Origin of the sequence: Anaerococcus sp., from assembly GCF_022770135.1 — a bacterium.
Taxonomy (GTDB): domain Bacteria; phylum Bacillota; class Clostridia; order Tissierellales; family Peptoniphilaceae; genus Anaerococcus.
This window is the reverse complement of sequence record NZ_JALEIL010000090.1, coordinates 1-2,790: the sequence shown is the minus strand read 5'-3', so window position 1 is coordinate 2,790 and position 2,790 is coordinate 1. Positions and strand designations below refer to the sequence as shown.

3 protein-coding genes are annotated in these 2,790 nt (G+C 31.9%); 2 read left to right on the top strand and 1 reads right to left on the bottom strand.

Annotated features, from left to right (window positions below):
• Both MRZ08_RS04150 and MRZ08_RS04145 read left to right on the top strand, forming a co-directional pair.
• Window positions 1-290: S24 family peptidase (locus tag MRZ08_RS04150; protein ID WP_297379587.1), on the top strand; the 290-nt coding region annotated here is incomplete at its 5' end.
• A gap of 2 nt (window positions 291-292) precedes the next feature.
• Entirely contained in the window at window positions 293-1,036 is a 744-nt protein-coding gene (locus tag MRZ08_RS04145) for a type II toxin-antitoxin system PemK/MazF family toxin (RefSeq protein ID WP_297379583.1), read from the top strand.
• Window positions 1,037-1,312: 276 nt separating this feature from the next.
• On the opposite strand, the gene MRZ08_RS04140 is transcribed toward MRZ08_RS04145, so the two are convergent.
• On the bottom strand, window positions 1,313-2,551 hold the full coding sequence (locus MRZ08_RS04140; RefSeq protein ID WP_297379581.1) for a trypsin-like peptidase domain-containing protein: 1,239 nt from the start codon (window positions 2,549-2,551) through the stop codon (window positions 1,313-1,315).
• Window positions 2,552-2,790 lie beyond the last annotated feature (239 nt).

Genomic DNA, 2,790 nt, shown 5'->3' with positions numbered 1-2,790 from the left:
ATAGTAATAAATATTATTTTGCAATGAAAGCTCCTGATAATTCAATGTATCCCCAATTTATTGAAAATGACACGTTAATTATAGAAAAAGCAAACGAATATACAAGCGGTATGTTTGTAGCTGTACATATAAATAGAGGTGATGCAATTATTAGAACTTTTATTAAAAACAAAGACGGAACAATCACACTAAAACCAATAAACCCAGAGTATTCTTCAATTACATGTAAATCTATAAATGAATCAATCAGAATCTTCGGAATAGTTAAAGAAATGAGGAGGAAAATATAAAATTGGATTTTAAGAAAAAAGAAAATGAGGAAGAATTTATCAAATTCAAGGATAATACACTTAAGGATATCAATAACTTATTAGAATTGGAAACTAAAACCAACTACAAAAGATCAGTTTTAATAACCTACTGGTTAAACGATTATCGAAAGTATCTTAAACAAGAAAAAACTTTCAGCTCAAATTATTTACCTGTATATAAAAGAGGATCTATAGTTCAAGTTAACTTAGGATTTAATATTGGTAATGAAGAAGGCGGCATGCATTATGCTATAGTCTTAAATAAATCTGATAATAAGGACAACCCAATTTTAACTGTAATTCCTCTATCTTCCATAAAGCCTAACAAAAAGTGGTACAAAACAGATGTAAATTTAGGGACAGAAATTTATATGCTAATTGAAAACAAAATCAAAGTTTTAACCGAAAGTGCATCAGAAACTATCGATAAAGTCAATAAAACATTCAATGAATCAAAATCTGAAATATCAAATGAAACTACAAGAACTTTACGTAAATTAATAAAAAATGCTGAGATGGATATAGATTTAGCTAATAGATGTAGTCAGAAAATTAAAAGTCTAAAAAAGGGAAGTTATGCTGTATGCAACCAAATTACAACAGTTTCAAAAATCCGAATTAAAGATCCTATAAAACCTGATTCGCCAATGTATGATATACAAATTTCAGATGAACTTCTGAACAAAATAGATAGGACAGTCATAAATACATTTTTAAATTTGTAGATTGATATTCATACTGACTGTGGTATACTATAAATACAAGGTACGTATAGTACTGATTAAAATTATTTGACATGCCTTTTCTAGAAAGGCGACTAAACTGAGGAGCTCAAGAGAGTTCCTCTTTTTGTTTACTAAAAATAAGTTTTGGAATTATAAACATATCTTTTTACACAAGCAGTTTTATTACTAATATTTCTTCAATGTAACAATCCCATAAAAACTAGTAGTATAATAATTAATTACCAAAAAAGACCCGGATTTCTCCAGGTCAGCTCTCTATGGAAGGTTAAAGAATGGGTTTGATCTTTCTTCTCTTCCATTATTATTTTTACTTTCGTCAGGTTGGGCCTCATTAAACTCGTCTATATTTGAAGAATCTATATTAAATTCTACGTCGATTTCCTTCTTTGATCCATCTCTATAGACAGTAAGTTTTGCCTTATCTCCTACTGCATAGGATAGGAGGGCCTTTCTTAGGCTGTTCATATCCTTAACAGCCACACCATCTATAGCTGTTATCACATCGCCTTCTTCGATATCGCTATTTTTATCAAAGCTTGATACAACATAGACACCCTCATCAGTTCCAAGTTTTTCGGTATTGAAGTTTGGAATTTGTTTTATATAGTCTACTGATTGGCCAGTAATTCCAAGATAAACTGAATTAAACTTTCCAGTTTTTCTTACCTTTTCTATAACAGGTTTTACAATATTAATAGGAATTGCAAAGCCGATACCATCACTATTACCTGCCTTAGCAGTATTGATTCCAATAAGCTCTCCCTTGGTATTAAGTAGGGCCCCACCAGAATTTCCTGAGTTTATGGCTGCATCTGTTTGCATTAACCCATCCATGCTCACTCCAGTATTAAACTTCACAGTCCTATTAAGACCTGAGATGATACCACTAGTTACTGTTGATTGAAGCTCAAAGCCTAAAGGATTTCCAATAGCTATAGCCTTATCCCCAATACTAACCTCGTCACTATCTCCTAGCTCAATTGCTGGAAGATTGTCCTTTTTAACCTTGATAATAGCAAGATCAAGAGCTGCATCATTCCACACTAGCTCTGCCTCACTTGTCTCTCCGTTGGAGAAAAGAACATTGATTTGGGTCACATCTCCATTACTTACAACGTGAGAGTTGGTTACAATATAGCCGTCTTCTGTGACAATCGAACCAGAACCTATTCCTTCAACATAACCTGATTGTTGGCCGAAGAAGGTATTTTGGGTAACTTCAGAAATTGTATTGATTCCAACTACAGAGTCAATAGACTTCTTGACAACGACTGATTCGATTGAATCATCCGCATTTATATTTATATCCTTCTTTGTACTTTCCTTATTTTCCTTACTTTCTATTTGCTTTGGATTACTTTCACCTTTATCTATATTATTATCATTATTAGCTGCTCCACCTAGGAGAAAATAAATAACAAATCCTCCAATCACAGCTCCCAAAAGGGCTGAAATAAAATGTGAAAATCCTCCACCTGATTTATTTCTTCTCATAAACTACCTCCTGTTTTTACTATAATACAAGAAATTTGTGGCGATACTTTGTCATAAGTATTAAATTTGTATAAATTTTTTGTATTATCTACTTATAGTAAATATATGATATATTCATATGTAGTCAATAAGATGAGTAATTAGAATAAGCTATTCCAGAAAAACTCTAATCAATACTAATTAAAAATAAGCACAAAAAAACGCCGATCTCTCAGCGTCTATGTTTGGTGCGGGATAAA